This is a genomic window from Barnesiella sp. An22, assembly GCF_002159975.1.
Classification (GTDB): domain Bacteria; phylum Bacteroidota; class Bacteroidia; order Bacteroidales; family Barnesiellaceae; genus Barnesiella; species Barnesiella merdigallinarum.
The window spans coordinates 149,693-175,990 of the sequence record NZ_NFJR01000003.1; the positions used below are offsets into that span (position 1 = coordinate 149,693).

21 protein-coding genes and 1 pseudogene are annotated in these 26,298 nt (G+C 55.2%); 7 read left to right on the forward strand and 15 right to left on the reverse strand.

Features of this window, described 5'->3' with window-relative positions; genetic code table 11:
• Nucleotides 1-82: 82 nt before the first annotated feature.
• From B5F38_RS04690 to B5F38_RS04715, 6 genes are all read left to right on the forward strand, one after another.
• Nucleotides 83-913 carry a lysophospholipid acyltransferase family protein gene (locus B5F38_RS04690; protein WP_143240907.1) on the forward strand — a complete coding sequence of 277 codons (831 nt, stop codon included), beginning with the start codon at nucleotides 83-85 and terminating at the stop codon, nucleotides 911-913.
• 220 nt (nucleotides 914-1,133) lie between these two features.
• Nucleotides 1,134-2,399 (forward strand): sigma-54 dependent transcriptional regulator, encoded by a 1,266-nt coding sequence (locus B5F38_RS04695; RefSeq protein ID WP_087408151.1) that lies wholly within the window; start codon nucleotides 1,134-1,136, stop codon nucleotides 2,397-2,399.
• Between the two features lie 13 nt (nucleotides 2,400-2,412).
• Entirely contained in the window at nucleotides 2,413-2,913 is a 501-nt protein-coding gene (locus B5F38_RS04700) for an LptE family protein (protein ID WP_087408287.1), read from the forward strand.
• Nucleotides 2,914-2,917: 4 nt separating this feature from the next.
• Nucleotides 2,918-3,667, forward strand: a complete 750-nt coding sequence (locus B5F38_RS04705) for a hypothetical protein (protein WP_087408152.1) — start codon at nucleotides 2,918-2,920, stop codon at nucleotides 3,665-3,667.
• 6 nt (nucleotides 3,668-3,673) lie between these two features.
• Nucleotides 3,674-4,057: a preprotein translocase subunit SecG gene (secG, locus tag B5F38_RS04710; RefSeq protein WP_087408153.1), complete on the forward strand. Its 384-nt coding sequence runs from the start codon at nucleotides 3,674-3,676 to the stop codon at nucleotides 4,055-4,057.
• A 65-nt stretch (nucleotides 4,058-4,122) separates the two neighbouring features.
• Complete coding sequence (locus tag B5F38_RS04715) at nucleotides 4,123-5,034, forward strand: YwqG family protein (protein WP_143240908.1); 912 nt, start codon at nucleotides 4,123-4,125, stop codon at nucleotides 5,032-5,034.
• A gap of 90 nt (nucleotides 5,035-5,124) precedes the next feature.
• On the opposite strand, the gene recA is transcribed toward B5F38_RS04715, so the two are convergent.
• From recA to B5F38_RS04760, 9 genes and pseudogenes are all read right to left on the reverse strand, one after another.
• Nucleotides 5,125-6,171: a recombinase RecA gene (gene recA, locus B5F38_RS04720; RefSeq protein ID WP_087408155.1), complete on the reverse strand. Its 1,047-nt coding sequence runs from the start codon at nucleotides 6,169-6,171 to the stop codon at nucleotides 5,125-5,127.
• An 18-nt stretch (nucleotides 6,172-6,189) separates the two neighbouring features.
• Nucleotides 6,190-6,642, reverse strand: coding sequence for a thioredoxin-dependent thiol peroxidase (gene bcp / locus B5F38_RS04725; RefSeq protein WP_087408156.1), 453 nt, complete (start codon nucleotides 6,640-6,642; stop codon nucleotides 6,190-6,192).
• A gap of 200 nt (nucleotides 6,643-6,842) precedes the next feature.
• Nucleotides 6,843-7,949, reverse strand: a complete 1,107-nt coding sequence (locus tag B5F38_RS04730; protein ID WP_087408157.1) for an ABC transporter permease — start codon at nucleotides 7,947-7,949, stop codon at nucleotides 6,843-6,845.
• Nucleotides 7,949-9,049 (reverse strand): ABC transporter permease, encoded by a 1,101-nt coding sequence (locus tag B5F38_RS04735; RefSeq protein ID WP_087408158.1) that lies wholly within the window; start codon nucleotides 9,047-9,049, stop codon nucleotides 7,949-7,951. The genes B5F38_RS04730 and B5F38_RS04735 overlap by 1 nt, the downstream gene beginning before the upstream one ends.
• Nucleotide 9,050: 1 nt before the next feature.
• Nucleotides 9,051-9,788, reverse strand: a pseudogene (locus B5F38_RS04740) (ABC transporter ATP-binding protein); the annotation flags it as partial.
• Nucleotides 9,788-10,702, reverse strand: a complete 915-nt coding sequence (locus tag B5F38_RS04745; protein ID WP_087408160.1) for an ABC transporter ATP-binding protein — start codon at nucleotides 10,700-10,702, stop codon at nucleotides 9,788-9,790. The pseudogene B5F38_RS04740 and the gene B5F38_RS04745, both read right to left, overlap by 1 nt.
• 37 nt (nucleotides 10,703-10,739) lie before the next feature.
• The gene (locus tag B5F38_RS04750) at nucleotides 10,740-11,633 is read right to left on the reverse strand and encodes an HlyD family efflux transporter periplasmic adaptor subunit (RefSeq protein WP_087408161.1); all 894 of its coding nucleotides are present in this window, start codon (nucleotides 11,631-11,633) and stop codon (nucleotides 10,740-10,742) included.
• Between the two features lie 12 nt (nucleotides 11,634-11,645).
• Nucleotides 11,646-12,932 (reverse strand): TolC family protein, encoded by a 1,287-nt coding sequence (locus B5F38_RS04755; protein ID WP_087408162.1) that lies wholly within the window; start codon nucleotides 12,930-12,932, stop codon nucleotides 11,646-11,648.
• A 4-nt stretch (nucleotides 12,933-12,936) separates the two neighbouring features.
• On the reverse strand, nucleotides 12,937-13,557 hold the full coding sequence (locus B5F38_RS04760; protein ID WP_241147805.1) for a TetR/AcrR family transcriptional regulator: 621 nt from the start codon (nucleotides 13,555-13,557) through the stop codon (nucleotides 12,937-12,939).
• Between the two features lie 538 nt (nucleotides 13,558-14,095).
• Here B5F38_RS04760 and B5F38_RS04765 point away from each other — a divergent pair.
• Nucleotides 14,096-18,355 (forward strand): GLUG motif-containing protein, encoded by a 4,260-nt coding sequence (locus B5F38_RS04765; protein ID WP_087408164.1) that lies wholly within the window; start codon nucleotides 14,096-14,098, stop codon nucleotides 18,353-18,355.
• Nucleotides 18,356-18,582: 227 nt separating this feature from the next.
• Here the strand turns inward: B5F38_RS04765 and B5F38_RS04770 are convergent, their stop codons facing one another.
• The 6 genes from B5F38_RS04770 to lptC form a co-directional block, all read right to left on the reverse strand.
• Nucleotides 18,583-19,779, reverse strand: a complete 1,197-nt coding sequence (locus tag B5F38_RS04770) for a saccharopine dehydrogenase family protein (protein WP_087408165.1) — start codon at nucleotides 19,777-19,779, stop codon at nucleotides 18,583-18,585.
• A gap of 25 nt (nucleotides 19,780-19,804) precedes the next feature.
• Entirely contained in the window at nucleotides 19,805-20,905 is a 1,101-nt protein-coding gene (pdxA, locus tag B5F38_RS04775; protein WP_087408166.1) for a 4-hydroxythreonine-4-phosphate dehydrogenase PdxA, read from the reverse strand.
• A gap of 113 nt (nucleotides 20,906-21,018) precedes the next feature.
• Entirely contained in the window at nucleotides 21,019-22,044 is a 1,026-nt protein-coding gene (rlmN, locus tag B5F38_RS04780; protein ID WP_087408167.1) for a 23S rRNA (adenine(2503)-C(2))-methyltransferase RlmN, read from the reverse strand.
• Between the two features lie 105 nt (nucleotides 22,045-22,149).
• Entirely contained in the window at nucleotides 22,150-24,246 is a 2,097-nt protein-coding gene (locus B5F38_RS04785) for a SurA N-terminal domain-containing protein (protein WP_087408168.1), read from the reverse strand.
• Between the two features lie 119 nt (nucleotides 24,247-24,365).
• Nucleotides 24,366-25,622: a hemolysin family protein gene (locus B5F38_RS04790; protein ID WP_087408169.1), complete on the reverse strand. Its 1,257-nt coding sequence runs from the start codon at nucleotides 25,620-25,622 to the stop codon at nucleotides 24,366-24,368.
• Nucleotides 25,619-26,290, reverse strand: a complete 672-nt coding sequence (lptC, locus tag B5F38_RS04795; RefSeq protein WP_087408170.1) for an LPS export ABC transporter periplasmic protein LptC — start codon at nucleotides 26,288-26,290, stop codon at nucleotides 25,619-25,621. The genes B5F38_RS04790 and lptC overlap by 4 nt, the downstream gene beginning before the upstream one ends.
• Nucleotides 26,291-26,298: the final 8 nt, after the last annotated feature.

A 26,298-nucleotide genomic window follows, 5' to 3' on the forward strand; every position in this document is an offset into this window, starting at 1 on the left:
TACTTTTGTGTATTTCAATCGTTATTATATATATTTTTGTCCACGCGATTGAGACCAAGATTTAACCGACATAAACTCAAAAATGAAAAGAAGCATATTAGATATCTCCGATTTACAGGAAATCGTCCCCCAGTTGAACAACGAGAGAGGGGGCAAAATACTCCAACGATTAGCCAAAATCTGTAAACTCGACGATATCAATGCCCTCTACGGACGCCACTGCGATTTGAGAGGAGCCGATTTTGTCAACGCCATCATCGACGATTTGGACATCACCTGCAAGGTCGACAACGAAGAGGTGCTCGACCACCTGCCCGAAGGCTCGTTTGTCACCATATCGAACCACCCGTTCGGTGCTCTCGACGGAGTCATCATCATCAAACTGATTGCGGCTCGCCGCCCCGACTATAAGGTGATGGTCAACTGGATACTCAACTACATCAAGGCCATGTCCGACAACTTCATTGCCGTAGACCCCTACTCCAACCCTGAGCGACGTTACGTCTCGCTCAACGGCATACGCGAAGCTCTCTTGCAAGCCAAAAACGGCCATCCTCTCGGATTCTTCCCCGCCGGTGCCGTGTCGCGCCTCAAGTGGAGCCTCAAGATTGAAGACCGGGAGTGGCAACCCAACATCATACGCCTCATCCAGCAAATCAAGAAGCCGGTGATTCCCGTCTTTTTTCACGGACACAACTCCCTGTTCTACAACCTGCTGGGATTGATAAGCTGGCAATTGAGAGCCTTGCGGCTACCGGCCGAGGTATTCAAGAAGGAACACCAGACCATACACATCTCTATCGGCAACATCATTCAGCCCGAGACCTTGGCCCAATACCGTACCACCGAAGAGCTGGGAGCATTCCTGCGGCACGAGACCGACAAGCTGAGAAAACTGAAAAGCCAGCGCTAAAACACACCACCTACACCCGTTTTTTCGGTATCGATGGGAAAACAGGATGCGGTTCGGGATAAAAAATATCTGAAAACAAGTTTCGATATTTTATTCTCCGCTCTCCTTTCACTATCTTTGTAGGGGATAGCAGGCAACGAGACGCCAACCCACTCCGTGAAACAGGAGCGGGAGAACGTGTCGTCTCCGCGCTATCTCGACCCTAAAAGATTCAGCAGTTATGATTCCCGCAGACGTACAGCAAACCAAACAGCGGTTCGGTATCATCGGTAATGCCCCCGGTCTGATACGGGCCATCACCCGGGCGCTGCAAATTGCACCCATCGACCTGGCCGTGCTCATCACCGGCGAGAGCGGTGCCGGCAAAGAGTTCTTCCCGCAGATAATCCATGCCAACAGTTCCCGCAAACACGGCAAATACATAGCCGTCAACTGCGGTGCCATACCCGAAGGTACCATCGACTCCGAGCTCTTCGGTCACGAAAAGGGAGCCTTCACCGGTGCCCTCTCGGCCCGCAAGGGATATTTCGAGGAGGCCGACGGCGGCACCATCTTCCTCGACGAGGTGGGCGAACTGCCCCTCACCACACAGGCCCGCCTGCTGCGTGTACTCGAGAGCGGCGAGTTTCTCAAGGTGGGTTCGTCGACCGTACTGAAGACCAACGTGCGCATCGTGGCTGCCACCAACCTCGACATGGTCAAGGCCGTATCCGAGGGGAAATTCCGCGAAGACCTCTACTACCGGCTCAGCACCATACACATCGAGATTCCCCCCTTGCGCGAACGGGCCGACGACATCCTGCTGCTCTTCCGCAAATTCTCGACCGACTTCGCCGAGCGGTACCGCATGCCGGTCATCCAGCTCACCGACGACGCCCGCAACGTGCTGCTCAACTACCGCTGGCCGGGCAACGTGCGCCAGCTGAAGAACATCACCGAGCAGATCTCCATCTTCGAGACCAACCGCGAAGTCGACGGCGCCACCCTGCAGGGCTATCTGCCGCAATACAACATCGAGAAACTGCCCGCCCGCCAGACAGCCACTCCCGGCGAGCAAGACCACACCTTCTTCGAGAAGGAGCGCAAGATGCTCTACAAGACGCTGTTCGAGATGCAGAAGGAGCTGGCCGACCTGCACGCCAAGGTCGAAGAGCTCACCAAGGCCGCTCAGGGACAGGCGCACTTCACCCCCTCGCCCCAATCGGTGACCGTGGCCCGCTCCATGGCTCTCGCTCCCATTACCACGGCCGTACCGGTACACGTCCCGGCCTCCAAGGGCAAAACCATCGACGAGACCGAGGGCGAGGTTATCCCCAACGAAGCCGAGTATGTGGAGGAACAGCCCACCACCCTCGAGGATACCGAGCGCGAGACTATCCGCAAGGCGCTCATGCGCAACCACGGAAAACGGAAAAAGACGGCCGAGGAGCTGAAAATCTCGGAACGGACCCTCTACCGCAAAATCAAGGAATACAATCTGGAATAGTATATACATGCCTATGAAACGCTTCATCGCCATACTGCTCGTGGCCCTCACCTCTTGCAGCATCTCCTACAAGTTCAACGGGGCCTCGATCAACTACGACACCACCAAGACCATCTCGATTGCCAACTTCCCCATCAAGGCAGCGCTGGTCTATCCCCCTCTCGAGGAGCTCTTCACCAACTCGCTGAAGAACGCCTACACGCGCCAGACGCGGCTGCAGATTGTCAGCAGCGGCGGCGACCTGCAGCTCGAGGGCGAAATCACCAACTACGACCTCACCCCGCAGGCCGTAACCGAAAACGCCTACGCCTCGCAAACGCGGCTCACCATTGCCGTGCGGGTGCGCTTCACCAACACCAAAGATCCGCAATTCAACATCGACAACCAGACCTTCTCGGGGTACAAGGACTTCTCGAGTACCCAGATGCTGACCGATGTTCAGGACGAACTGATACAACAAATCACCGACGAACTGGTGGACCAGATTTTCAACGCCACCGTAGCCAACTGGTAATGCCATGATCACCCGCGAACAAATACGCAATCTGCTGAATGGCGTGTGCGACCAACCCATCGCCCGGGCCGACGCCGACCAAATGGCCGCCGACTACCCCTACTTTGCCATTCCACAACTGCTCTACCTCAAATACACGCCCGGCGCCATGCCCGACGAGCGACGCATACAACAGGCTCTGCTTCACGCCAGCCCGGGCGAACACCTCGAGAGTGTGCTCGGCATCGAGGGCGAGTCGTTTGCCGACCTCTACTCCAAAGCCCCGCGCACCGACACCACCATGCAGGCCATCGACCTCTTCCTGGGTACCTACCAGAAAGGGGGTAAACTCCCTACCGAAGAGAGCCTCGACCGCCTCATCTCGGGCAACATCATCGCCCAGACCGACTACATGAGACTGTTGCAGCAAGACGACCCGCAACCCGCCGTACAATCGGCTCAATCGATACAACCCACCGTCGAGGTACCCAAGCCTTCCCCGGAGCACAAGAGCGAACCGGCTCCCGCCCCGGCGCCTGCCCGCAAGAGCCCGGCCGAACGCGAGAATACCCCGCAAACCGTCCCCTCTGAACCGGCTGCCGACGACACCTTCTTCACCGAAAGCCTGGCCAAAATCTACATCAAACAGCGGCGATATGAAAAAGCATTGCAAATAATTAAAAAATTAAGTTTGAAATATCCAGAAAAAAATATTTACTTTGCAGACCAAATAAGATTTTTGGAAAAATTGATTATTAACATAAAAACAGAATAACAGAAAATGTCAGTAGTATTAACCGTCTTTATCATCTTGGCATCGGTGCTGATGATAGGCATTGTATTGGTACAGAAATCAAAAGGAGGGGGTCTTGCCTCTAATTTCGCATCATCAAACCAGATTATGGGTGTTCGCAAAACAACCGACTTCGTAGAGAAAGCCACTTGGACTCTCGCCGTGGTAATCATGGTTTTAAGCATTGCCACTGTATTTGTTTCGCACAATAGCCAAACCACTTCCGGTTCGGAAATCAAAGACATCGTAAACACCGAAGCCCCTGCTGCTCTCCCCGGTTTCGAGACTCCGGCTGCCGGCGACAACACCGCTGCTCCCGCTCAACAGGCCCCGGCCGAACAAGCTCCAGCTCAGGGAACTCCGGCGAAATAATCCAGAGATTTATAACACACTTTCATATCGATGCCCGAACCTACTATGTGTAAGTTCGGGCATTTGTGTCTTATCGTATAACCCGTATCTTCACCATGGACGACACCAAAAACTTCTGGCAACGCCTCTTCAAGCGCAACCGCAACGACTCCCCTCAATCGGAAGCCGAAAAAGAACACTCCCTGAGGGAGCAACTCGAGTCTCTGGCCTGCAACGGCATCTTCTTCGATTTCGATAAAACAAGTCAGGTATCGCCCTGGCAATCCAAATTCGGAGGCCGTCCCGCCCTGCCGCCGAAATGGAAATGGCCTCACTACACCGATGAATACGGCAACGAGACAGCTTTGCCCTTCCTCCTGCAAATCAACTGCGAAGAGCTGGCTCCCTACGACACCGACAACCGGCTGCCGCACGAGGGCATGTTCTACCTCTTCTACGACCTCATCAACCAGCCGTGGCTCAACAGCAAAGGGGCCAAACTGCTCTACACCCCCACCCCGGCGGCCGAGCTCACCCCGACCGAATATCCCGACCAACTGGCCGAGGCTCAACGCCTCTACGAGATGGGGCTCCGGTTCGGCAATCAACCTTCGGCTCCCGGCTGGGACGACTATTACAGCCTCATGGGATACGACCAAAACACCTATGCCTACACCGATTGGGACCTCATCGAGAAGCGGCTTGAGAGCTGGGGTTACACCCACCCCGAATCGGCAGGCCAGATGCTGGGCTATGCCCAACTCATCCAGAACGGCATCGCCGAGGTGTGCGAGTCGAGAACCCGGGGCGACAAGCCCGAGAGCTATACGACCGAGTCGGCTCGCGAATGGGTACTGCTGCTGCAACTCAACTGTATCGAAGAGCCCGAGGTCGACATCTCCTTCGGCGACTGCGGCAGCCTCTACTTCTACATCAGACGGCACGATCTGGAACGCGGCGACTTCGGCCAGATTCAGTTCGAGATGCAATGCTATTGACCATCCACCCCCTATACTAAACGAGGAGCGAGCCCGGGTGACATCCCCCCGACTCGCTCCTCGCTTCTATTCGTTCCAATTCGTCCCTGCCTACTTGGCCGGCTTCAATGCCTCCATGATGGCGGCTTCGAGCTCGTCGGCCAGTTCGGGATTGTCCTCTACGCACTTCTTGGCGGCATCGCGGCCCTGCCCCAGTTTGGTATCGCCGTAGCTGAACCACGAACCGCTCTTCTTGATGATGCCCTTGTCGACACCCAGGTCGATAATTTCGCCCGAGCGCGAGATACCCTCGCCAAACATGATGTCGAACTCGGCTTTGCGGAAGGGAGGTGCCACCTTGTTCTTCACCACCTTCACACGAGTCTGGTTACCGATTACCTCGTCGCCATCCTTCAGCTGGCTGATGCGGCGAATATCGAGGCGCACCGAGGCGTAGAACTTCAGGGCGTTACCACCCGTCGTCGTCTCGGGGTTGCCAAACATCACCCCGATCTTGTCGCGCAACTGGTTGATGAAGATACAGGTCGTGTTGGTTTTGCTGATGGTGGCCGTGAGCTTACGCAGGGCCTGCGACATCAGGCGGGCCTGCAGACCCATCTTCGAGTCGCCCATATCGCCCTCGAGTTCGGCCTTCGGTGTCAGAGCCGCTACCGAGTCGATGACCACAATATCGACCGCCGACGAACGTATCAGCTGGTCGGCAATCTCGAGAGCCTGCTCACCGCTATCGGGCTGCGAAATCCACAGGTTCTCCACATCCACACCCAGCTTCTCGGCATAGAAGCGGTCGAAAGCGTGCTCGGCATCGATAATGGCGGCGATACCACCCGCCTTCTGGGCCTCGGCAATGGCGTGGATGGCCAGCGTGGTTTTACCCGACGACTCGGGACCGTAAATCTCGATGACACGTCCGCGCGGATAACCGCCCACACCCAGCGCCGCATTCAGCGCAATAGAGCCGGTGGGAATCACGGCCACCTCTTCGACCGAGTCGTCGCCCAGTTTCATGATGGCGCCGCGACCGTAACTCTTCTCGATTTTATCCATGGCCGCTTGCAGAGCCTTCAGTTTCTCCGAAGGCACCGGCACCCGCTTCTTGGCACCGGCAGCAGCTTGAGCTTGTTGTTGTTCTTCCATAATCTTCCTATTTTTTATTTACTTTTTCAAAATCTGGGCGGCGTGATTCTTCGTGTCTACCTTCTCGATAACATCGGCTATCACGCCATTCTCGTCGATGATAAAGGTGGTGCGCACGGTCCCCATGTAGGTACGGCCGGCCATCTTCTTCTCGCGCCACACCCCGAAGGCCTCGTTCAGCTTCAACTCCGTGTCGGCAATCAGCGGAAAAGGCAACGACTGTTTCTCGATAAACTTCACATGCGAAGCCTCGCTGTCCTTGCTCACGCCCACCACGGCATAACCGGCCGACTGAAGGTCGGCATAGTTGTCGCGCAGGTTGCACGCCTCGGCCGTACAGCCGGGGGTGTTGTCCTTGGGATAAAAATACAGTACCACTTTGCGACCGGCGAAGTCGCTCAAACGTATCTCTTTGCCCGATTGGTCCACGCCCAATACTTCGGGGGCTTTATCTCCTGGTTTCAGTGCCATAATCTTTTCTATTTAATTCGTCACACAAAGATAACTATTTTTCCCCTCCGTCAAAAACCGATACCGAAATATCCGTTCCCGCTTCGGATATGACAAAGATAGCAACGCACTTGCGCATAAGAGATGCACAGGTGCGTTAATATACGTTTATTATCTAAGAAAAGAGATACCGCTGGAACAACCGGTCTCCCCACCTCCCCTCACGACTGCTTCTTGTAGGTGAGGGCCGCCACGGCGTTGAAGAGCCCGGCATAGCCCACCAGGGCGAGGTACTGCGGCCACAGCTCCACAATCGAAGCCCCCTTGAGATAGACGGCCCGCATCACCTCCACAAAGTAGCGGGGCGGCAACAGGTAGGTGATGGCCCGCGCCCAGGCGGGCATCGACTCGATGGGGGTGAGCAGTCCGCTCATCAGCACAAAAATCATGATGAAAAAAAACATCACAAACATGGTCTGCTGCATGGTCGACGAGCGGTTGGCTATGATGATGCCCAACCCCGACATGGTGAGGATGAAAAAGAAGGCGGCCAGATAGACCGAACCGACAGAACCGGCCGGAACGAGACCATAGACCCACCAGGCCAGCAGCATGGCGAGGGTGAGCACCACGAAACCGATTATCCAGTAGGGGATGAGTTTGGCCAGTGTAAAGAGGAAGCGGCTCACCGGGGTGACATTTATCTGCTCGATGGTGCCGAACTCCTTTTCGCTCACCAGATTGATGCCGGGCAGGAAGCCGCAGATAAGCACCAGCAGGATAATCATCAGCGCCGGCACCATGAAGTGCTGATAGTCGAGTGTGGGGTTGTAGCGATTCTGCACGACAAAGAGGTCGGTCGCCACCACGGGCATCTGCTCCTGCTGCAACTCGGCCAGGGCCTGCCGCACAATCTGCACCATGTATTGCGAGCCCAGAGCCCCCTTCAGCGCATTGGTACCGTTCACATCGACGCCGATGCGCCGGGGCGAACTCCCGGCCAGAGAGCGCTCGAAGTGCTCGGGAATGGAGAGTATCACATCGGCATCGCCCTCCTCGAGCGAAGCATAGGCCGCCTCGTAGCTCTCGGTCACACTTTTGAGGCTGAAGTAGTCCGACGACCGTATCTTCTCGACAATCCGGCGGGAGGCCTCGGAGTGGTCGTTATCGACAATCGACACCCCCACATGGCGCACATCCATCGTCGCCACCCACGGGATGACCAGCATCACCAGCAGGGGGAACACAATCACCATCTTGGGCATGAAGGCATTCCGCATGAACTGACGGAACTCCTTTTCCAGCAAAACGAGCAAGGTCCTTCTCATCACGATTCGAGTTTATCGTTAAACTTCTTCAAGGCCACAACCACCAGCACCACCGTCATGGCCAGCAGGATGGCACTCTCCTGCCACACGGCCACAAACGGCTGCCCGCCGATCATCAGCTTGCGCACCGCCTCGATGTACCACCGGGCCGGAATTACACACGAGAGTGCCCGCAGGATACCGGGCATATTCTCGACCGGGAAGAGCATACCCGAGAGCATGATGACCGGCAGCATGAGCAGCATGCCCGAGACGAGTATCGCCACCACCTGCGTGTGCGAGACGGTCGAGATAAAGAGACCCAACGCCAGCGAGAGCACCAGATAGAGCAGCGAAAGCCCCACCAGCCCCACCATCGAGCCCGACATGGGTACCCCCAGCACGTAGTGTGCCAGCAGCAGAATGGTCGCCAGCGCCAGACACGACAGCAAAAAGTAGGGAATCATCTTGGCCGAGATAATCCAGATAGGCCGCACCGGCGACACCAGAAGCACCTCCATCGTGCCGCTCTCCTTCTCGCGCACAATCGAGACCGAAGTCATCATGGCACAAATGAGGATAAAGATAAGCCCCATGATACCGGGCACGAAATTGTACGAGCTCTTCATCTGCGGGTTGTAGAGGATACGCACCGCCGGGGCCGAACCGGCCGTCACCGAACCGTCGCCCAGGAAAGCCTGTTGCAGGTAAATGAGGTCGGTACCGGCATTGTTGGGATTCGAGGCATCGACGACAAACTGCACCGCCGCCTCGTCGATGGCTCCGACGGCAGCCCCTTCGACCAGACGGTCATAGTCATCGGCAAAGACCACCACGGCAGCCGCCTGCCCGCTGCGCAGCACCCGGTCGATGCGCTTCTGGTCGATATACCCCTTGAACGAAAAGTAGGGGTTGGCATTCATGCGCTCGATCTGCTGCCGCACCGCCTCGGTACGGTGGGGTGCCACGGCAAAGAACTCGATGTTGTTCACCTCGGTCGAGATGGCAAACCCGAAGAGAAGCACCTGCACCACCGGCATGAGCAGCACGATGAGCATCGTGCGCCGGTCGCGCAGAATATGCAGGGTCTCTTTCTTGACAAAATGTAAAAATCCGCTCATACTACTCACTCCGTTTTGCTCCTCGGGCCAGAATCCTGAACAGTTCGTCCATCGACTCGGCCCCAAACTCTCTCTTCAACTCGGCCGGTGCACCCAGGGCTTCTATCTTGCCGTCGACCATAATCGACACCCGCGAGCAATACTCGGCCTCATCCATATAGTGCGTGGTGACAAATACCGTCGTACCGCCGGCCGCCGCCTCGTAAATCATCTCCCAGAACTGCCGCCGGGTCACCGGGTCGACCCCACCCGTGGGCTCGTCGAGAAAAACCACCTCGGGCCGGTGCAGCGTAGCCACCGAGAAGGCCAGCTTCTGCTTCCACCCCAGCGGCAGCGAACCCACCAGCGTATCGGCCTCGCTCCTGAAGTGCAGCCGGTTGAGCACCGATACCGTGCGGCGCAACGTCTCGTAACGTCCCAAGCCGTAGATGCCGGCATAGAGGCGTATGTTCTCGCGCACCGTGAGGTCGTCGTAGAGCGAAAAACGCTGGCTCATATAGCCGATGTGCCGCTTGATCTGCTCACCCTGCGTCATCACGTCGAAGCCTGCCACCCGGCCGCTGCCCGAGGTGGGGTAACTCAACCCGCACAACATGCGCATGGCGGTCGTCTTGCCGGCGCCGTTAGCTCCCAGGAAGCCGAAAATCTCGCCCCTCCGCACCTCGAAGGTGATGTGGTCGACGGCCGTAAAGTCGCCGAAGCACTTGCACAAATCCTGTACCGATATGATTACGTCGTTCATCGTTGCATCAGTTTCATAAATACATCTTCAATCCCGGCCTGCACCGGCTCTACCGTCACCGCCTTGAACCCTCGCTGCCGCAACTGCCGCTCGAAGGCCTCGGCATCGAACCCCTCGGCCACCACCAGATGATGGCTCGCCCCGAAGGGATAGCACTCCTTCACCCCGTCGGCCCGGCGCGCCTCGAGCAGCAGCCCGTACATGTCGCTGCCCGAGAGGGCATAGAGCGGCTCGTCAAACTGTGCCACGATACCGGCCGGGGTGTCGATACCCAACAGATGCCCGTTGTCGCACAGGGCAATGCGGTCGCAACGGCACGCCTCGTCCATGTAGGGGGTAGAGACCAGTATCGAGATACCCTGCCGCTTCAGGTTGAAAAGCATGTCCCAGAACTCCCCGCGCGACACGGCGTCGACCCCCGTGGTAGGTTCGTCGAGAAAGAGCACCGAGGGGCGGTGTATGAGGGCACAGCAGAGGGCCAGCTTCTGCTTCATTCCCCCCGACAGTTTCCCGGCCCGCCGTTTGCGGAAGGGCTCGATTTGTCGGTAGATGGGGGCTATCAGGTCGTAATTCGCTTCCACTTTCACGCCGAACAGGGCGGCGAAAAACTCGAGATTCTCGGCCACCGACAGGTCGGGATAGAGCGAAAAGCGCCCCGGCATATACCCCACCCGCTTGCGTATCTCGCGATATTGGGTCACGATGTCGAGCCCGTCGACCGTCGCACGGCCCTCGTCGGGGTCGAGCAGCGTGGTGAGCAGGCGGAAGAGCGTAGTCTTGCCGGCACCGTCGGGCCCGATGAGACCGAACAGCTCGCCCCGCCACACCTCGAAGGTGATGTGGTCGACGGCCGTCAGGGTACCATACCGCTTGGTGAGCCCCGCTATCTCTATGGCATTGGGTGTAGTCATCGCTGTGAGATTAAGGATATGAGATTAAGATAATGGATTATTCGGGGAGACGCACCTCGCCATAAAGCCCGATTTTCAACCAGCCGTCGTTCTCGACCGCAATCTTCACGGCATAGACCAGATTGGCCCGGGTGTCGCGCGTCTGAATGGTCTTGGGGGTAAACTCGCTCTCCGAGGCTATCCAGGTGATGCGCCCGGGATATTCGCGCTGCTGGTCGTCGCCGAAGTCGGCCACCACCGTCACCTCCTGCCCCACCTTCAGACGGGCCAGTTGGTCCGAAGTGAAGTAGGCCCGCAGATAGAGGTGGCTCATGTCGGCCACCTTCATGAGCGGACGCCCGGCGGCGGCCAGTTCGCCCGCCTCGCCATACTTCACCAGCACCGACCCGTCGATGGGCGAAGCGATGCGGCACTTGGCCAGACGGTCCTCGACCTGAGCTATCTGCAGATCGATGGCCGAGGCATTGGCATCGAGCGACGAGGTATTGTTCCTGAGACTGGAGAGCAGAGCCTCCAGCTGTCCGTTCAACACCCGTATCGAAGCGGTGATGTCGTCGAGCTGCTTCGTCGTAGCCGCCCCGTCTTTCAACAGGTTTTCGACCCGGCTGCGCTCCCGCTCCTGCTGGGCTATCTGGCTGCGCAGGGCCGCAACCTGCTTGGCGATGTCGGGCCGGTTGCTGTGAATCGAGGCCCGCTGCTGCTCGAGTTGCAGCTTCTGCAAATACAACTGCACGGTATCTATCGCCCCCACCTGACGACCGGCCGTGAGGGTGTCGCCCTCCTCGACGTCGAAATAGAGAATACGACCCGTCGCTTCGGCCGAGACCACCACCTCGGTAGCCTCGAAAGTTCCCGTCGCATCGAAATCGTTGCGGTTGCCACACGAGACAAGGAGCAGCGCCAACGCGCTGTAAACTGCAATCTGTTTCATCTTGTTCAGGATTTATCGGTTTATCGTATGTTTCAGTTCATAAAGCGTCTTCAGCAGTTCGATTTCGCGCATGCTGCGGGCCATCGAGGCGTTGGCCTCGTCGGTAATCTTCAGCAGCAGGTCGTGGGTATCGATTACCCCGTTGCGCAGTTTCGACTCGGCCGCCTCGCGCACCGACCGCCGCAGGGCCACGATGCGGTCGTCGTCGGCCAGAGCCCGGCGCAGGCGGGCCACGTTGCCATTCTCCTGCGTACTCTGCAACCGGGTATTAAAGAGGAATATGTCGCGTTGCACCTCGACCTGCAGACGTGAGTTGCGCAACTTGTCGAGGTTGTTCTTCTGGGTATAGTAGGCCCCGAAGTTCCACGAGAGCTTCACCCCCAGCAGGGCGTTCCAGCTCCAGTTGTCGTTCATCATGCCCTGCATGAAGTCGAGCCCGGGGTAGCCGTAATAGCCTTGGGCAAAGAGTCCCAATCGGGGCATCGAAGCCGACTTCACCAGCCGCTCCTGAGCCGCAAGCCGGTCTATCCGGGCGGCAAACAGCGAGAGTTCGGGCCGCTCGTTACCCCCCATCGGCGGCTCCACGACGGCAGGCCGCAACAACGTGCGGTCGCCCAATGCCTCGCCGATAAAGAGCCCCAGCATGTTGCGGTAGCTCTCGCGCGACGCCTCGAACTGCCCCAACTGCTGCCCCACCGTGAGCAGCTCGGCCTCGAGCACATCGGCATCGCTCTGCATGGCCACGCCGTTGCGCTGCAACGCCTCGACCTTGGCCAGGTTGCTGCGCAGCAAATCCTGCGTGAGGCGGGTCTGGGCAATACGCTCGTCGAGCAGCAGGATACCGAAATAGAGTTCGTCGATACGACCCTCGAGCGTATACATCTCGACATCGGCCGTCGAGCGCTGTTCGGCCGCTTCGGCCCGCGCCATACTGCGGTCGGCGGCCGACTTGCCGCCGTCCCAGATAGTCTGGTTCAGCTCCAGCCCCACCTTGTACTGGTCTTTCTGCAAGCCGGGCATCTCCAGCCCCTGCCGGGCCAGCATGCCAGTAAGCACATCGGGGAAGGTGGGCACATCGGTCTGCCAGGTAGCCTGGGCCGAGAGAGCCACCTGCGGAATCCAGGCCCGGGCGGCATTGGAGAGGTTGTACGACTCGGTCTGGCGTATCAAATCGTATTGCCGTATCTCGGGATAGTGCTCCCGCGCCATCTGCCGGCAATCGTCGAGCGTAAGTTGGGCCTGAGCCCCCACGAGGCCGCACCACAGCCCCAGGCATAAAACAACGACACGTTTCTTCATGGCTCTATTTTTTTATTCGACGCATAATTACTTCTATATTCTCGGCCTTGCGCATCTCGAAAAACTGGCTTCGGTCGGCGGCGACAGGGCCGAATACGGGTTCGATCAAGGGATAGGCGACAAAGGGGAAGACGTTGAGACAAACAATGTCGAGCAACAGATGGCGCACATCGATGGCCACGACCTCGCCCCGCCCGACCAGCACGTCCATCTCCCGCTGCAGTTGCTGCATGAGCCCGTCGGCTATGCGCGAGATATTCTCGCGCATCACTTCATATCGCTCGGGACGCGAGAAGACCTCGTTCACGATGAACCGGGGCAAATCGGGATTCTCCATGAGAAAATCGAAATGACTGCCTATCCCCCTCTTCAACCGCTCCAGCACCGGGAGGTCGGGCGTGCCAAAAGAGGCAAGTACCGACCGCCCCATCAGGCTCAGCTTGTCGGTGAGAATGCGGTCGAAAAGCTGCTCCTTGGTTCTGAAATAGTAGTGGAGCATGGCATGCGTCACCCCGGCTGCCCGGGCTATCGACGCCGTCTTGGCTCCGTCGAATCCCTTGAGCATGAACTCCTGCTCCGCGGCCCGTAGTATCTCACCCTCAGTATCTTTTGGTTTCATTCCCATACAAACAAAACGGTTTAACAAAATCGTCTAACAAAATTGTTAGTTCAAATATACACATATTCCCATATAAATATCCTACGACCTCTTTCTTTTTTATTTTTTTAAGAATATTTACTGAACACCCCTGAACCGGATAGAAATGAAAAATAACCGAACGTATAGTTTTGAATCATTAAAACACAATTCTTTATCAACAAAAGAATAACAGGCGGCAAAGTGCCCAATAGCCTACACGCCCCAAATAGCCTGAACAATAGTTTTTAATCGGTTAAACAGTAATTTATACTTTTTTATAGTTTCAAATAATTACAAAATAAAATATTTTTCCTTACTTTATAACGAAAATAATATAAAAATACAATAATACACTTAAAAAACATCAGAAAACACACCGATATACTTAAATTCTATTCTTTCTGTATACAACATGTTGACCCTTTATTTACGCTAAAACTCCGTTTGACGGAAAAAGCAATAAGTTAAAACTAACTGTTATTACAAACCATAAATTCAATTTATTATGAAATGCTCATTTCTTATGGCATGCACCCTGTTCCTGATGGCGGGCACGGAACTGCGGGCACAGACCGGTGAGCCAATAGTACTCTCTTATGGAGATGATGTTTCCCGCATCGAGATTGATCACAATGGCTACAAGTTGGGGAGTAATGCTGAATTGGTTCCCTATACCGGCGCCTATGTTCTTACCGGTTCTACCGGTGCAGATGCACTGAGCATCAGCAATGGTAGTGGTGAGAAACATACTTTCGACATTACTTTCCGCGACCTGACCATACAGGCCGGAGAATGGGAAGGTGCTGTTGCTATTTCAAGTTCATCGTCCACAGATACCATTGTCCTGAACCTCTATTCTTCGGGTACAAGTCGTGTATGTGCAGGCAATCATACGGCGTTGAAAGCAGTAGGAAACGAAAACGCACCCCTAATCATCAACCTTTCCGTACTGGATGGTACTTTGACTCTGGAAAACCAGCACACAGCCTCTGGCGGCTTTGCTTGGAGTTCGGACCACAATACCACCTTCAACCTTGTCAATACGTTAACGACAGATGGTGCATCGAGTTTCACGAACAGTCCGCAGGGCAGTGTAACGCTAATGCCTGGCTATCAATATGTTTCCAACAATGACGGCACGCATCAGAGAATACTGAACGATGAATCGGTTACGGAGGAGTGCACTTATCGTTATGAGCCGGTAGAAGGAGCCGATCAACATCGGAAAGTCTGTATTCATTGCGGGTATCAAACCGAACCGGAACCCTGCGTACCGTCAGGTAAATGGATAGCAATCGATGAGCAATACCATGGCAAGGTTTGTTCTGTTTGCGGACAGATGGTATCATTGGAACCTCATGCCGACCTTGACAATGACCACCGATGCGATTATTGCGGCTGGGTCATCCCTGCCGAACCGAACCAGCAGGGAAATGTTTACCAAATCAGCAACGTAGCGGAGCTTTACTGGTTTGCCGCATTGGTCAACGGCTCCTTGACAACTGTGCCGCAAAACCCGGAAGCGGATGCCGCACTCACAGCCGACATCGTCATCAATGAAAATGTGCTCACGTCAGATGGAGGACTTGTGGAAGAGACCGACGGTTTAATGGCATGGACACCCATAGGAAGTGCATCGATACCGTTCGAGGGCTCATTCGACGGACAAGAGAATACCATCACCGGCCTGTACATCAATCAATCGTCGGCCGATACGCAGGGATTGTTCGGATACATTGATTACAATGGCAACGTAAACCGTACAAAAGTAACCGGAAGCTATATACACGGACAGAATGGTGTCGGTGGCATAACAGGAATAAATTACGGCACCATTACCAACTGTTCCTATTCAGGCACCGTAATCGGCAATGATTTTCCATTAGGTGGCGTTTCCGGAGAAAACAGAGGTACGGTGAGCGGTTGCTATGCTACGGGCAAGGTGCATGCTACCGGGGTTGACCCGTATGTAGGCGGAGTGGTAGGCGACAATTATGGCACCATCTCTTCGTGTTACAGCACGGCATCGCTTTCTGCCGATAACCCCGATATTAGAGGCGGAGTAGCTTCATACAATGAAGATGGTCACATTACCGACAGCTATTATTTGCAGGGCAGTGCAGACCAGGGTGTGGATGAGAATACGGGAACGGTTATAAATGTGGAATCGCGCACAGCGGAACAATTTGCCAACGGCGAGGTAACCTGGCTGCTCAACGGACAGTCTGATGAAAATCCCGTCTGGTTCCAGACCTTGGGGACGGATTCATTGCCCGTATGGGACAATACACACGAAACGGTATATGCCACGGGAAATTGTCCGGGGAGTACAACCTACAATAACCAGGGACCGTCACAAGTAGGTGAACATGCCGATAACAACGGCGACCACAAATGCGATTATTGTGGCCTTATCTTTTTGGCCGAACCGAACCAGCTGGAAAATGTTTATCAAATCAGCAACATAGCGGAACTTTACTGGTTTGCCGCATTGGTCAACGGCACCTTGACGACCGTGCCGCAAAACCCGGAAGCAAATGCCGTACTTACAGCCGACATCGTCATCAATGAAAATATGCTCACGGCAGACGGAGAGCTTGTGGAAGAAACCGACGGTTTAACGGCATGGACACCCATAGGAGGTGAATCGGCATCGTTCAAGGGCACATTCGACGGGCAAGGGAATACCATCACCGGCCTGTACATCAATCAACCGTCAGCCGATATGCAGGGATTGTTCGGGCACATTGGTTCCGATGGCAACGTAAGCCGGACAGAAGTGACCGGCAGCTATATACATGGACAGAATGGTGTCGGTGGCATAACAGGAACAAATTCAGGTACCATCACCGCCTGCTCCTATTCAGGCACCATTGTCGGTGAGAATTATTCGTTGGGTGGTGTTGTCGGAGAAAACGACGGTACGGTGAACTATTGCTATGCTACGGGCAAGGTTCATGCCACCGGGTCCGACTCGTACGTAGGCGGAGTGGTGGGCAACAATTACGGCTCCATCTCTTCATGTTACAGCACGGCATTGCTTTCTGCCGATTACGACTTCGGGGCCATAGGCGGAGTAACTTCATATAATGGTGGACTCATTGCCGATAGCTATTATTTGCAGGGCAGTGCAGACCAGGGAGTGGATGAGGATTATGGAATGGTTGAAAATATGGAATCGCGCACAGCAGAACAGTTTGCCAGCGGCGAGGTAGCCTGGCTGTTGCAACATGCCATAACCGACGATACGCAGATGTGGGGCCAGGATTTGCCTGCCGATACTTTGCCGGAGCTTCTGTCCGAACACAGGGTCTATGCCGCATTATTCATCCACGAGTCCACAGGCCTGCAAATGATAGACAAATACGGTAACCTGAATTTACAAATACCATTGCCAACAGCCGAAGAGCTGGGGGCCAATAGCGAAGTGTCATTCACCGATACGCTCGGCAATCCGCTGACGGAGCCCATAACACTTCTCTCCGATACGGTGATTCTTGTAGATTGCCAATTGTTCTCAATTACGGTAAGCGAGGATATCCGTCATGGAGAGCTATCCATACCCTACGACTCCTGTAATGCCGGGACCGAAGTGGAGGTATCGGTATCTCCGGACTATGGCTACGAAGCTCTTCGCCTCTATGTAAATACGGATGACGGACAGAGATTCGAGTATGAGGATTTCAGCTTTACCATGCCGCCTGCCAATGTCATTCTGTCTGCCGACTTTATCCCCTATCTGGAATATGCTGCATACACAATCAGTAACGAGGACAACGGTTACAATGTCGTACTGATGTGGGATTATTATGCATCGGACTACCATACCGAAATTTACAGAGACGGCACACTTGTGCATACGACTGCCGTCAATGAAATTTCGTGGCAAGACCAGATTTCCGAGAACGGTATCTACACCTATACGCTTTATATTGTGGATGAGGAAGGTTTGCGCAGCAGAGGAACTTTATTGACGGTATATGCCTATCCAAGCACCTCAATGGGAACAAGCGGGACACAAACCATTGATTTGGGCAACGATCCACTGATAGTTTCCGATGACGGTGGCCAGGACGGAAATTACTCCAATGATGTAGAGGCTACTGCGGTAATTACAGCCCAGAAAGATTGCCGCATTTACCTGACCGGTAACTACAACGTGGAACTCGAATATGACTACTTGTATATCCATGACAGTAACAACAGCCTTTTGGGCAACTATAACGGCATGGGAACGATAGAACCGGCTTTGCTTTCCTCTGGCAATACGCTCTCTGTCCGGTTTACATCAGATGGAAGCGAAAACTATCCGGGCTTTGCACTGTATGTGGAAACGGTCTATCCGGTTACCATCGACGCAATCGAAAACGGTACAGTTGCGGCTGACACGACGTGGGCAAGAGCCGGTGAAGTGGTTACGCTGACACCGGTCCCGGACGGACTATACGCTTATGAGGAAGGCACACTCCAGGTGTTCAAGGCCGATGACCCGACTGTAGAAGTGACCGTGAATGCAGACGGTAGCTTCACCATGCCGGCATTCAAAATAAGGGTAACAGCTGCTTTCAAATCGACCTCAGACTTGTCAATACCTGAAAACGACAGGCTACGGGTATTCGGGTCTGACAATATGCTGCATATCATGGGTACAACGGCAGAAGTAAATGTCTACAACATGAGCGGTGTATTGGTTTACAAGGGTAAGGATCGCACCATTTACCTGCCGGCAGGTGTCTATATTGTTCAGGCCGGAGGAGAGGTGAAAAAAGCTGTCGTAAGATAAAAACAGGATAAGCCGAACATGTAATGGAAAAATAAAAACAGGTATGAAATGTCGGGGCGGAGAGATTGACTTTCCGCCCCGATTGTTTAGGAACATTCCGAGCAAATAGGACAAAACCAACCGGATATATTCGGCAAATATCTCTGTTCGACAACCGCACAAAAGCAGTCGAGACCGCCCCGGATACCGGAGCGGCCTCGATACTGAATATCAATCAACTATACGGTTTACAATTCGATGTCGCCGTTGAACACCTCGTGCCAGGGCAATCCCTGCTTGTTGAGCTGCTCCATGAAGGGATCGGGGTCGAACTCCTCGACGTTGTGAACGCCCGGCATGTTCCACTTGCCGGTGAGGAACATCATGGCACCGATCATGGCCGGCACACCCGTGGTGTAGCTTACGCCCTGAGCACCGGTCTCGAGATAGGCGGCGTGGTGGCTGCAGTTGTTGTAGACGTAGTAGGTCAACTCCTTGCCCTCCTTGTCGATACCGCGGATGCGGCAACCAATCGAGGTCTCGCCCGTGTAGTTCTTGCCCAGGTCGCCCGGGTTGGGCAACACGGCCTTGAGGAACTGGATGGGCACAATCTCCATACCGTTGTACATGATGGGCTCGATGCTGGCCATGCCGATGTCCTGGATAACCCGCAGGTGCGTGAGGTACTCCTGCCCGAAGGTCATCCAGAAGCGGGCCCGCTTGAGGGTGGGATAGTTTTTCACCAGCGACTCCAGCTCTTCGTGATAGATGAGGTACGACTCCTTGGGACCGATGTTGGGATAGGTGAGCGGACGGTGAATTTCGTGCGGCTCGGTCTCAATCCACTGGCCGTTCTCGTAATACTTACCCTTTTGAGTCACCTCGCGGATGTTGATTTCGGGGTTGAAGTTGGTGGCGAAAGCCTTGCCGTGGTTACCGGCGTTGCAGTCGACGATGTCGAGATAGTGCATCTCCTTGAAGTAGTGCTTGGCGGCATAAGCCGTATAGACGCCGCTCACACCCGGGTCGAAACCGCAACCCAGGATGGCAGTGAGGCCGGCCTGCTCGAAACGCTCGCGGTAGGCCCATTGCCACTTGTATTCATACTTGGCTTCGTCGAGCGGCTCGTAGTTGGCCGTGTCGAGGTAGTTGACCCCACAGTGCAGACAGGCATCCATGATGGTGAGGTCCTGATAAGGCAGAGCCACGTTGATGACAATATCGGGCTTGTGCTTCTTGAACAGAGCCACCAGCTCGTCTACCTTGTCGGCATCTACCCGGTCGGTCACAATGCGTTTGTCGCCTATGGCCTGGGCAATCGCATCGCATTTAGACTGCGTGCGGCTGGCCAACACAATCTCGGTAAATACATCGGGGTTCTGCGCCACCTTGTGCGCTACCACCGTTCCAACGCCACCGGCGCCGATAATAAGAACTTTTCCCATTATATCTGTTGTTTTTCTTTTTGAATTATTCATCCTTGTCGGTGTCGGCCGTCAGGTCGAGCACCTCTTTGTCGCCGCTCTTGTCGAAGTATTGCTTGCGCAGCGGAGCGGCCGAAATCTCCTTGTGGAACTGGCGGTTGTGATAGACATCGAGTGCCAGATAGAGGGCATGGCGGAACGACTGCTCGTCGGCCTTGTTCTGCCCGGCAATATCGTAGGCCGTGCCGTGGTCGGGCGAAGTGCGCACGACGGGCAGCCCCGCCGTAAAGTTCACACCGTCCTCCATAGCCAACGCCTTGAAGGGGGCCAGACCCTGGTCGTGGTACATGGCCAGTACACCGTCGAACTGCTTGAAGTGGCCCGTCCCGAAGAATCCATCGGCCGGATAGGGACCGAAGCAGAGCATGCCCTTGCCGATAGCCTCCTGAATGGCCGGCTTGATGATGTCGTTCTCTTCGCTGCCCAGCAGACCGTCGTCGCCGGCGTGGGGGTTGAGCGAAAGCACGGCAATACGGGGCTTCACCACGCAGAAATCCTGCTTGAGCGACTGTTCGAATATGCGCAGTTTCTCGAGGATGGCCTCTTTGGTAATGGCCCCGGGCACCTGCGAAATAGGCAGATGCGTAGTGACCAGAGCCACCCGCATCACCTCGTTGAGCAGAATCATGAGCGACTTTCTGCCACGACCCAGCCGCTTCTCCAGATACTCGGTATGACCGGGGAAGTCGAACTTGTCGGAGTGGATGGCGTGCTTGTTGATAGGTGCCGTCACCAGCACATCTATCGTGCCGGCCTCTACATCGGCGGCAGCCCGTTCGAGGGCAGCATAGGCAGCCTCGCCGCCTACGGCCGTAGCCTTGCCTATCTCTACCTTCACCTCGTCGTCGACGCAGGTAATGAGGTTTATCTTGTTGTCATCGGCCATCGAGGCATCGGCCACGATGTTGAAGTTGACGGCCGGTATGTCGAGGGCCTTGCGGTGATAGGCGGCCACCTTGGCCGAACCGTAAACCACCGGTGTACATATCTCGAGGATGTGCGGGTCGGAGAGGGTCTTGAGAATCACCTCATACCCTACCCCGTTAATATCTCCCTGGGTAATACCCACTTTTATCTTATGTTCCATATATGCTTTTTTTTGACTTTCTTACTGGACCGCAGAAAAAAATTTCGGCCCACTAAGATAAGAAAAATCCCCGATATACATCGCTGCCGGGGACTACTTTTACACCTCGGCCCCTATTTGCGCTCTTTCTCGGCTGTCGAGAGCATGCCGCAGGCGGCAAATATGTCCTCTCCGCGCGAAGCCCGTATGGTGGCTGTCACACCGTGCTGGTTGAGGCGGTCGCGGAAGGCCTCCATCGACCGGGCATCGGAGCTCTTGAGGTTCACCCCCGGGATGGCGTGGAAGCGGATGAGGTTCACCCGGCAGTCGAGCCCCTTGAGCAGACGGGCCAGCGCATCGGCATGCACCAGGTCGTCGTTGAATCCGTTGAAGAGGATATACTCGAACGAGAGACGCCGCTGGTGCGAGAAATCGTACCGACGCAGCAGGGCCAGAATGTCGTTCATGTGGAAGGCCTTCTCTACGGGCATAATCTGCAGACGCTCATCGGGATAAGGCGAGTGCAGACTCACGGCCAGGTGGCAGTGGCTCTCGTCGAGGAAACGACGTATGCCGGTCAGGTGACCGATGGTCGAGACGGTGATGCGCTTGGGACTCCAGGCAAAACCCCACTCGGAGGTAAGAATCGTGAGGGCCTTCATCACCTCGTCGAGGTTGTCGAAGGGTTCGCCCATGCCCATAAACACCAGATTGGTGAGCTTGTCGCTATGCTCGACCGAGAGTATCTGGTTGATAATCTCGGTGGCCGTAAGGCTGCGCTTGAACCCCTGCTTGCCGGTCATGCAGAAGCTGCAGTTCATCTTGCACCCAACTTGCGACGACACGCACAGGGTGGCCCGGTCGCGGTCGGGTATGTAGACGGTCTCGACAAAGTCGTTGTCGCCCACACGGAACAGGTATTTGACCGTGCCGTCGACCGACCGTTGCGACTGCATGGGCTCGGAGCGCCCCACGTCGTAGCGCTGCGACAGCTGCTCGCGGTGGCGCAGCGAGAGGTTTGTCATCTCCGACAGGTCGCACACCCGCTTTTCGTAGAGCCACGAGGCCATCTGCCTGGCGGCAAAACGGGGCATCCCCGCCTCGGCCACCACGGCCTGCAACTCCTCCCAGGTTTTTCCCAACAAATGTTCTTTTTCCATAAACCTCGATTGGTTGTGTGATACAAATACAGAGTGCGTGTATCGAGCCCTTTGCTACGATATACGCACTCTGTGTGTGGTCTTATATCGAACGATTCGTCTCGATTAGAAGAAACGGATCATCGTGTTTTCGATGTCGGCTTTATCGCGGAGCACCTCCATCAACCGGCTGTTGATCAGGTAGGTGTAGTTCTGCTGCAACTTGCGGGCCTCGTTCTGTGCATCGAAGGGTTGTTCCGAAACCGTCTTGTCGGTAACGGTAAATACATACACGCCTCTTACACCTTTCACGGGACCTACGAGCTTACCGTTCTCGGCCGTGGGAGCCAGAGCGCTCAATACCGGTTCGTAACCTACACCGGCAATCGAGGGCGACGAGAACGACACGAACTTGGCGCTGTCGACCTGGGATTTCATAGCCTCGGCATAACCGGCCAGCGTGGTGATGTTCTTGGCCTTGAGGTCGGCAATCATCTTCTCGGCCTTCTTGTCGTTGCGAATCTGGATGGAAAGCATGTCTTTCACCTGATCGAGCGGAGCATAACCCTCTTTGGTTACGTGGTCGAGAGCGGCTACGACAAACGCATTGTCGAGCGTAAAGATTTCGGACACGGCACCTTTGTCGGCATTGAAGGCCCAGCGGATAGCCTGACGGGCATCGTTGAGACCGGGCAGCGAGTAATCCTCGGCACTGCACTCATAGCTGTTGACCGTGTAGCCGGCCTCTTTGGCAGCGGCGTCGAACTTCTCGGCCGTATTGTTGGTAGCGCTGTACGACGACAGTTGGTTGTAGAGAGCCGTGTGCGTCTCGGTGCTGGGGTTCACGGCCAGTACGTAAGCGGCCACTTTGGCTTTCTTCACGGGAGCGGTGCGCGACAAGATTTGAACAATGTGCTCACCACCCAGGCTTTCGGCCTTGAAATAGCCGTTACCGGCCTCGCCGAATACTTTGTTGATGAAGGGACGACCTACGCTGACAGCCATCTCCTCGGTCAGCCAGATTTCGTCGTTGCCGTTGAACTTGGGCGAAAGCTCGGCAAAGCTGCCACCGTTGTTCAGTACGTTGAGCACGCTATCGATTTGGGTCGAACGGGGTTGGAACGAAAGCAGACGCACCTTGATCGAGTCGGGGGCTACCTTGGTATCCATGAGACGATACATCGTATAGGTGTCGTTCTCAAACTCGAGCGGCGACGATTCGCCTACGGCAGCCGTCTGGGCAAACTGTTTCATCTTCTCGGGCATGGACGAAACGGCTACGAAACAATCGTCGTAAGCCTCGTCGGAGTTATTGGCAACGAAAGCAGCCACGTCGTTGGTCGTGGCGAATACGTTCTTGTTCATCTCTACCTTCTCCTTAGCCTTGGCATAGTCGTCCTGGCTGGGCACGATATTTACCGTGATGTATTTGATACCACGGCGCTCGGGCATCTTGTAGAGCTCTTTCACCTTGTTGTACTCGGCCTTGAGTTCGCTGTCGCTGATGGCGATAGTCGAGTCGGCAATTGCGGTATAGGGTTCCAGCGCATAGGCGATGTTGGCCGAAGTCTTACCCTCGGCATACGAGTTCTCGAGATCGAGCTTGTTGGGCATGATGGCGCGGTTCAGCAGGTTGGCAAACTTCTGGATGGCGCGATCCTCTTTCACCTGTTTCTCGAGACGGAGCCACATTTGACGCTGGGGCTCGATTTGGGCCAGTTGCTCGGGCGTGGTGTAGCCGTGAGCCTCGGGGTCGAGAATCACCTGCATGAAGTTGAGCAGACCTTGACGGTCGAACACTCCGGTTTGGGGATTGGTGAAATACTGACGTACCATCGGCGAGATGTTGTCGCCGGTCAGCAGGTCGGCCAACTCCTCTTTGCTCACTACGATACCCAGTTCGTCGAGCTCTTCGTTGAGCAATATTTCGTTTACCATTTGGTCATAAACCTCCTGGTTGATACGCGATACATATCCTTCGGGCAAAGACATTCCGCGTTGAGCATACATCTGTTGCAGCTCGTCGGTACGAACCTTTACGCGCTCCTGAAATTCTTCGACTCCGATATTGGTCCCGTTCACGACGGCGACTTTGCTTTGATTCATGGCGTAGAAGGTATGCCCCGAATTGAGGAAGTCCCCTACGATAAAAGCGAGCAAGGCGACTCCGATGATTACCACGAGCAAACCTGCTTTACTTCTGATTTTGTTTAACGTAGCCATTTGTTACTTTGTATGAATTTTAGTTTTATATTTTATTATTTTTTTATCCTCTTTTACTAAGGGCACGAAGATACAAAAATTTGAATTTATCTCGGCACAGAATAACTAAAAAAAATATCTTATTTCTCTATTTTCATGCGCACAAGCTCTATTTTCGTAGCCTTGCGACGTAAAATCGTAAACCGATAGTTCTTAATCTCTACCGTCTCGCCCAGGCGGGGCAGGGTCTGGTAGTGGTACAGAATGTAACCGGCCACGGTCTGGTAGTCGTCCGACTCGGGGATGTCGAGCCCGAACTCTTCGTTGATGCGCCCGATCTCCATGCGGCCCGAGAACTCATACTCGTCCTCGCCCACCCGACGGGCCACGAGGTTCTGCGTGTCGTGCTCGTCCTCGATGTCGCCGAAAATCTCCTCTACCAGGTCTTCGAGAGTCACCAGTCCGGCCGTACCGCCAAACTCGTCGACCACGATGGCCAGGCTCTTCTTCTGCTGCATGAGGTTGCGCATCAGCTTGTTGGCCAGCATGCTCTCGGGGGCAAAGACCGCCGGGCGAATGCTCTTGCGCCAATCGTCGTGCTGGCGGAACATCTCCGACGAGTGTATGTAACCCAGTATGTTGTCGATATTCTCGCGATAGACCACCACCTTCGAGATACCCGTACTCACAAAGGTGTGGAGCAGCTCCTCGTCGGTCACCTCGTCGATGTCGACCGCCACAAGCTCGGTGCGGGGTATCATGCAGTCGCGCAGGTGCACGTTCGAGAAGTCGAGGGCATTCTGGAATATCTTCATCTCGGGCTCTACGGGAGCCTTCGAGTCGCTCTCGTCGATACTCTTCTGGATAAACGAATCGAGCTCGATCTTACTCATCAGCGTGTTGGTGTGGTGGGCTATCCGCACCCCGGCCATACGCATCACCCCTTTCGAAACCATCGAGGTGAATTTGGAGATGGGATAGAGAATCACATAGATGAGCCACACGAGCGGGGCAAAGAACCGCATCGTGGCGTTGGGATCGACCCGGAAGATGGTCTTGGGCATGAACTCGCCCACAAACAGAATGAGCAGCGTGGAGATAAGGGTCTGCATGAGCACCACAAAAGCCTCCTGGTTCCACACCAGCGCGATGACCGGCTCGAGCAGGGCGGCCATGCCCATACCGTAGATGACCAGCGCGATGTTGTTGCCCACCAGCATGGTCGAGATAAACTGCTCTTCATTGCCATAGAAGAGGCTCAGTATCTTCGACAGCAGCCCCTTCTGTTTCATATCCAACTCGGCCCGTACCTTGTTCGACGACACGAAGGCAATCTCCATACCCGAGAAGAAGGCCGAGAAGAGCAACGCTATGATAATGATTACAACCCAATTCATGATTTCTTCATTTGTTTGGCACGCACGGCCGGTACAGGCCGCGGCTTCACGCTATCGGTCCGTGTCGAATCGGCAGCAACCGTGTCGCGCTTGATGGGGAAGATGCCGCTCGTGCGGCGTATGCGATAGCGGGTCATCTGCTCGTTCGAGTTGAATCCGTAGCCCTCGATTACCTCGTCGGGGGTCTCGATGTGGATAAACGAGTCGGAGTAGATTTCGCGCTTGCGCTGGTCCCAGAATATCTGCGAGGTGAGGAACACCTCCTGCTTGGTGTTTTCGATGCGTACGTTCTTGTCGAGACGCCACAACTGCTGATTCTTGAAATAGGTGGCCGTGTCGCCCTGGATGAGGGCCTCGGTGGCGAATACCGAGTCGAACTTCTCGACATACAACCCCTTCGGGAAAAACCAGTAGGGCTCCTTGGCATTCTCGTAGATGAGCCACTCGGGGGCCTTGATGCGGTAGCGGGTAATCCCCGAGTCGGAGATGAGCGTCTCTACGCCGAGCGTGCGCAACGTGGGCACCTCCGAGACGTCGTCAAAGCCCTCGACTACCTCGTTTTTCGAGCCCGAGCAGGCACACCACAACAAGGGGAAAGCCACAAAACACACGAGCCCCCAGCGCGAAACGCGCAGAAACCACCGGTCGCTGTTCTTGTTTGTTGTCATTCTACTGA